The sequence below is a fragment of the Streptomyces gossypii genome (genome assembly GCF_025165795.1).
GTDB lineage: Bacteria > Actinomycetota > Actinomycetes > Streptomycetales > Streptomycetaceae > Streptomyces > Streptomyces gossypii.
The window spans coordinates 640,137-646,314 of sequence record NZ_JAJAGO010000002.1 but is presented as its reverse complement, the minus strand read 5'-3'; the positions used below and the strand labels follow the sequence as shown (position 1 = coordinate 646,314).

The 6,178-nt window shown below is 69.7% G+C and carries 4 protein-coding genes; 1 reads left to right on the top strand and 3 read right to left on the bottom strand.

The window, feature by feature from the left end; genetic code table 11:
- Window positions 1-608: 608 nt before the first annotated feature.
- Window positions 609-1,175, bottom strand: a complete 567-nt coding sequence (locus LHJ74_RS06475) for a MarR family winged helix-turn-helix transcriptional regulator (RefSeq protein ID WP_260216528.1) — start codon at window positions 1,173-1,175, stop codon at window positions 609-611.
- 116 nt (window positions 1,176-1,291) lie between these two features.
- Here LHJ74_RS06475 and LHJ74_RS06470 point away from each other — a divergent pair, with 116 nt between their 5' ends.
- Entirely contained in the window at window positions 1,292-2,647 is a 1,356-nt protein-coding gene (locus LHJ74_RS06470) for an MFS transporter (RefSeq protein WP_375546678.1), read from the top strand.
- 28 nt (window positions 2,648-2,675) lie between these two features.
- Here LHJ74_RS06470 and LHJ74_RS06465 read toward each other — a convergent pair whose 3' ends face one another.
- Both LHJ74_RS06465 and LHJ74_RS06460 read right to left on the bottom strand, forming a co-directional pair.
- Complete coding sequence (locus LHJ74_RS06465) at window positions 2,676-4,514, bottom strand: ATP-binding SpoIIE family protein phosphatase (protein WP_260216527.1); 1,839 nt, start codon at window positions 4,512-4,514, stop codon at window positions 2,676-2,678.
- 212 nt (window positions 4,515-4,726) lie between these two features.
- The gene (locus tag LHJ74_RS06460; protein ID WP_260216575.1) at window positions 4,727-6,043 is read right to left on the bottom strand and encodes an NAD(P)/FAD-dependent oxidoreductase; all 1,317 of its coding nucleotides are present in this window, start codon (window positions 6,041-6,043) and stop codon (window positions 4,727-4,729) included.
- Window positions 6,044-6,178: the final 135 nt, after the last annotated feature.

Here is a 6,178-nt window from a genome sequence, read left to right as displayed (position 1 = left end):
AATCCGACTGTTCACAGCGTCCTCGCTGTCTTTTGTACTTCAAAGGAACCACCACTCCCGGCCTGGAGGCCGGAAGCAGGGGTATCAACATTTGGCGTTGACTTTTGGCACGCTGTTGAGTTCTCAAAGAACGGACGCTTCCTTTGGTTACCGTCTCCGGCACCCTCCGGGCTTTCCCTTCGGTATTTCGTGTTCCCGACTCTAGCAGATCCTTTTCCCGGATTCTGCCCCCCAGTTGGGCGGGGTTCCTGCTGGATACTACCTGTACTACTTGTCTTGCTGTACTGCTGTGTTGCTTTTGCCTTTCGGCGTGTCCACCACATTAGAGGATCAGCCACCCGAATTCAAAACCGGGCTTCCCGAAGTGATTCCGGCATGCCGAAATCATCTCCCGGAAGGAGATCGCACTATGAGATGAGTGCCGTCACGAAGACGGCGGGATGGCCACCCGGAGTCATAACGACTCCGCTGCAGCCCGGAGGACACTACGGATCGGCGCGGGCCCTGTCAAACGACGTGGCCCGGAAGGCGGGTTCTCTGTCCTCGGCCTTCAATGGGTCAGCGTGGGTGGGGGAGTTGGCAGGCGAGGCCAGCTCCCCGCCCTCCGTTCAGTCGAGGTCCGTGAGCCGGCCGCTCGCGTCATGCTGTGCGGACTCCACCCGACGGAGCAGACGGGTGAGCAGTTCGCCGAGGACCACTCGCTCCTCCCCCGAGAGATCCTGGAGCAGTTGCTCCTCGAAGACCGAAGCCCGGCGCATCACCTGGAGCCATTTCTCGCGGCCATGGTCCGTCAATCCGATGATGACGCGGACGCGGTTGTCCGGGTCACGCTCGCGAGTGACGAGTCCGTCCCCGACCATCCGGTCGATGCGGTGGGTCATCGCGGCCGGTGTCAGCCCGAGGTGCTTTGCGATGGTGCCCGGCCACAGCTCATACGGCTCGCCGGCCATCACCAGCTCTTTGAGGACCTCCCACTCGGAGTTGCTGAGGCCCAGCGTCCCGAGGCTGCGCCCGTACGCGACGCTCATCCGCCGGTCGAGCCTGCTCAGTGCGTTGACCACCTTCTCTACCTGGGGGTCCAGGTCCCGGTACTCGCGCTGGTAGATCGCGATCTGCTCATCGAGCGACGGCAGCTGTGGCAGTGACGGTGGCGATGGCAGCGATGGCTCGGGCATGCGGGAAGTGTGCCACGAAACTGATTAGGCCCAAAGGCTTGCTGTGTGTAGTGTTTAGCTTCGAACTTTAGCTTTGAACTCTGGACCCTTCCCCCTCAACACCTAGGTAGGTGAGTGTGACCACCGCGATGGGCGCGACCTTGCGCCGGATCCAGCTCGGGAATGCCCTCGCGGCGTTCGGCAGCGGCTTCACCGTCCCGTATCTGTTCATCTATGTGGCGAACGTGCGGGATCTCGGTGCCTCGACGGCAGGAGCTGTGCTCGCGGCGTTCGCCGCCGCGGCGCTGTTCGTGCTGCCCCTGGTCGGCCGGGTGATCGACCGGCGTGGCCCGATGCCCGTGGCGCTGGGCGGGGCAGCCGCCGCGTCCGCCGGGGCGCTGGCCTTCGGGATGGTCGGCAGCGCACCGTACGTGCTGGCCGCCTCCGCCCTGATGGGCGCGGGCGTGGCGGTCCTCCAGCCCGCGTTGGCCACGATGATCGTGCGGTGTTCGACCGCCTCGAACCGGTCGCGGGCGTTCGCCACCCAGTTCTTCCTGATCAACATGGGGATGGGGGTCGGCGGACTGCTCGGCGGACTCATCGTGGACGAGCACCGTGCGGGCACCTTCACCACGTTGTTCTGCGTCGAGTCCGTGATGTTCCTGGTGCTGGGCGCGGTGCTGCTCACCGTGAAGCTGCCGGAGGCCCAGGGTGTGGACGCGGCGGTGCCGGACGGTTCCGGGCAGCAGGACGGCGGATGGCGCCGGCTGCTGCAGCACCGGGCGATGGTGCTGCTGTGCGTCCTGGGCTTCGTGCTGTTCTTCACCTGCTATGGACAGTTCGAGTCCGGGCTGCCCGCGTACGGAGTGGAGGTCACCGGGATCTCGACGGCCACCCTGGGCTTCGCCCTGTTCGCCAACACGGCGGTGATCGCGCTGGCGCAGTTCGTGGTGCTGCGGCTGGTGGAAGGGCGTCGGCGCAGCCGGGTCATCGCGCTGGTCGGGCTGATCTGGATGGTGGCCTGGCTGGCGGCCGGACTGTCAGGAATGATTCCGCACCTCCAGGCGGTGGCGACCGCGCTGCTGATCTCGACGTATGCGCTCTTCGGTCTCGGCGAGGCCATGCTGTCGCCGACGGTGGCCCCGCTGGTGGCCGATCTGGCACCGAGCCGGATGGTCGGGCGGTACAACTCCGCGTTCGCGCTGGCGAAACAGCTCGGCGTGGCGGTCGGCCCGGCCGTCGGCGGTCTGATGGCGGCGCAGGGGGCGTACGTGGCGTACATCGTGCTGCTCGTCGGGTGTTCCCTGGGAGTCACCGCGCTCGCGCTGTGGCTCGGACGGCACCTCACGGCGGAGCAGGACGCGCCGCGGCGGAGCCTGCTCGTCAGCTCGGGGGACGGACCGGGTCAGGGGCCGGACGCGGGGCCGCGAAGCGGCGCGGCAGCCCAGCCGCAGGCCGAGCCGAAGACCGGGCAGCTGGCCACGGCGGGCTGAGCCGGTCAACCCGGCCGAGCCGTGCCGGTCACACCGGCAGGGTGAACTCGCACCACACCGACTTGCCGCCGCCCAAGGTGCGGCGCGATCCCCAGGACGAGGCGATCGTCGCGACGATGGAGATGCCCCGTCCGGCCTCGTCCACAGGCTCCGCGCGGCGGCGGCGCGGCAGGTGGTCGTCGCCGTCCGTGACCTCGACGGTCAGCCGGCAGTCGGTGCGGCGCAGCCGCAGCCGCATCGGCGGGGTGCCGTGCTGGAGGGAGTTGGCGACCAGCTCGCTGGCCGCCAGCACCCCGAGGTCGTGCAGCTCGGTGGGAAAGCGCCAGGAGGTGAGCACTCCGGAGGCGAAGGCGCGGGCGCGCGAGGCCGCCTCCGTGCCGCCGAGCAGCTCCAGGGAGGCGCCGCGGAAGAGGTCGGCCTCGTGGTCGGCGCGGCGGGGGTGCTGGAGGACGAGCACGGCGACGTCGTCGTCATGCTCCGCGGTGATCCGCATCGCACGCAGCATGCGGTCGCAGATCACCTGCGGGCTGCCGGTCGCACCCGCGAAGGCGCGCTCCAGGGCGGCGATCCCTTCGTCGATGTCGGCGTCACGGCGCTCCACGAGGCCGTCGGTGTAGAGCACAGCGGTGGAGCCGGGCTCCAGCGGCACGGAACCGGAGGTGTGCATCCAGCCTCCGGTGCCCAGTGGAGGTCCGGTCGGCTCGGCGGTGGAGTGGACCGCGCCGTCGGCGTCCCGGACGAGGATCGGCAGATGGCCGGCCGAGGCGTAGTTGAGGCGGCCCTCGCTCGGGTCGTGGACGGCGTAGACGCAGGTCGCGATCTGGCTGGAGTCGATCTCGGAGGCCAGGCCGTCCAGCAGCTGGAGTACCTCGTGCGGCGGGAGGTCGAGCCGGGCGTACGCACGGACGGCCGTACGCAGCTGTCCCATGACGGCCGCGGCGCGCACTCCGCGGCCCATCACGTCGCCGATGACGAGGGCGGTGCGGCCCGCGCCGAGCGTGATCACGTCGTACCAGTCGCCGCCGACCGCCGCGTCCGTACCGCCCGGCTGGTAGGTGGCGGCGACGCGCAGCTCGTCGGGCTGCTCCAGTTCCTGTGGGAGCAGGCTGCGCTGGAGGGTGACGGCCGCCTCGCGCTGGAGGCGCTCGCTCGCCCGGAGCCGCTCGGCGCTCTCGACCTGGTCGGTGACCTCGGCGGCGAAGATCAGGACGCCGTTGTCCTCGGTGGCGGCGATGGGGGTGCAGGTGAAGGTGTAGTAGCCGGTGCGGGCCTGCCCCTGGACGCGGCGGGACTTGACCGTACGGGGCTTGCCGCTGCGCAGCACCTGGTCCATGAGGGGGAGCAGGCCGAGACCGGCCAGCTCGGGGAGGCCGGTGCGGGCGGGGGCGCCGCGGTCGCGGTGGCCGAAGACCCGGGTGTAGGCGTCGTTGACGTACGCGACGCGGTGCTCGGCGCCGTACACGACGGCGGCGAGGGCGGGGACCTGGCCGAGGAGGTCGTGCACGGTGAGGGCGTCGATGCTGCGGGCGACGCCTGCGGCGCCGGGGTCGGCCGCGGCGGACGGCGGCATGGGCTGTTCGCCGCGGGCTGCCGGGACGGTGCCCGGGTCGTCGGGGCCAAAGGGATGGCCGGGGCGGTGGCGGGAGCCGGGGGCGTGGCCGGAACCAGCGTCGTGGTCAGGTTCGTAGCCCAGGTCGTGGCCCTGGCCGTGACCCTGGCTGGTCTCGCCCGCTGTTCTCGTACCGGCCTTTCCCGCCTTTCCCTCTTTTCCTTCCTTTCCCGCCTCAGCTGCCTCGGCCGCCGCCTGGGCGGCGGCGATGCGCCGCTGTGTGCCGGGCAGTCGGGCGCTCCAGCGCGTGAAGTTCACGTCGTCCGATTCCTCGCGTTGATCCTGTGCGTGCGTCATGGTGCTGCGGATGCGCCGCGTGAGGTGGCCCCGCTCGCGCGGTCACGCCGGTGCTGTTCGTCACGACTGTCACTCTTCGCAGACGCGGCCGCACCCATGGTCACACGTCCAGTGTGGCCGAAGGGACTGACACCGGTCGGACGGTGCCGTGCGGCGAGGAGTTCCGTCTGCGGTCAGGGGCCTTCCGGATGGCGGCCGGTTCCTGCCGCCAGCTCGAATTCGGCACGGGGGTGTTCGAGCGAGCCGAGCGAGACGATCTCGCGCTTGAAGAGTCCGGACAGTGTCCATTCGGCCAGCACCCTCGCCTTCCGGTTCATGGTCGGCACCCGGCTCAGGTGATACGCGCGGTGCATGAACCAGGCGGGGTAGCCCTTGAGCTTTCGCCCGTACACCTGGGCGACCCCCTTGTGCAGGCCGAGTGAGGCGACCGAGCCCACGTACGCGTGCCGGTAGTCGGCGGGCTCCTCCCCCTTGAGGGAGGCCGTGATGTTCGCGGCGAGTCGCCGGGCCTGCCGTACGGCGTGCTGGGCGTTGGGCGCGCACTCGGCTCCCGGGCTGCCGTCCTCCTCGGCCGCCAGGTCCGGGACGGCCGCCGCGTCGCCGGCGGACCAGGCGTGCTCGGTGCCGTGCACCCGGAGTTGCGGGGTGCAGCGCAGCCTGCCGCGCTTGTTCAGCGGGAGCCCGGTCGCGGCGAGGATGGGGTGCGGCTTGACTCCCGCGGTCCACACAAGGGTGCGGGTGGGGTACCGGGAGCCGTCGCTCAGCACGGCGATCCGGTTCTCGCAGGTGTCCAGCCGGGTCTCCAGTCGTACGTCGATGCTGCGTGCGCGCAGCTCCCGTACGGCGTAGCGGCCCATCTCCTCGCCGACCTCGGGGAGGATGCGGTCGGTCGCCTCGATCAGCAGGAACTTCACGTCGTCCGGCTGGACGTTGTGGTAGTAGCGGCAGGCGTAGCGGGCCATGTCCTCCAGTTCCGCGAGCGCCTCCACACCCGCGTAGCCGCCGCCGACGAAGACGAAGGTCAGGGCGGCGTCGCGGACTTCGGGGCTGCGGGTGGAGGAGGCGATGTCGAGCTGCTCCAGGACGTGGTTGCGCAGCCCGATCGCCTCCTCGACGGTCTTGAAGCCGATGCCGTGCTCGGCGAGGCCGGGGATCGGCAGGGTGCGGGACACTGAGCCGGGAGCCAGTACCAGCTCGTCGTACGGCACCTCGATGGCGCCGGTTCCCTCCTCGGCCGTGGCCAGGGTCTCGATGCTGGCGACGCGCTTGATGTGGTCGATCGCCTTGGCCTCACCGACGATGACCTGGCATTTCGACAGCGTACGACGCAGCGGCACGACCACGTGGCGCGGCGAGATGGACCCTGCGGCGGCCTCCGGCAGGAAGGGCTGATACGTCATATAAGGCTCGGGGTCGACAACCACGATCTGCACTTCACCGCGTCCGAGCTGCTGTTTCAGCGTCCGCTCCAGGCGCAGGGCTGTGTACATGCCGACGTATCCGCCGCCGACCACGAGAATGCGCACGGGTTCGTTCGTCACATGTCCATGACGCACCCGGACCCCGGTGTTTGTCCACAGCTCCAGCGAATTGTATGACTGGCGGAGGTAACTAGTCCGTTTCGC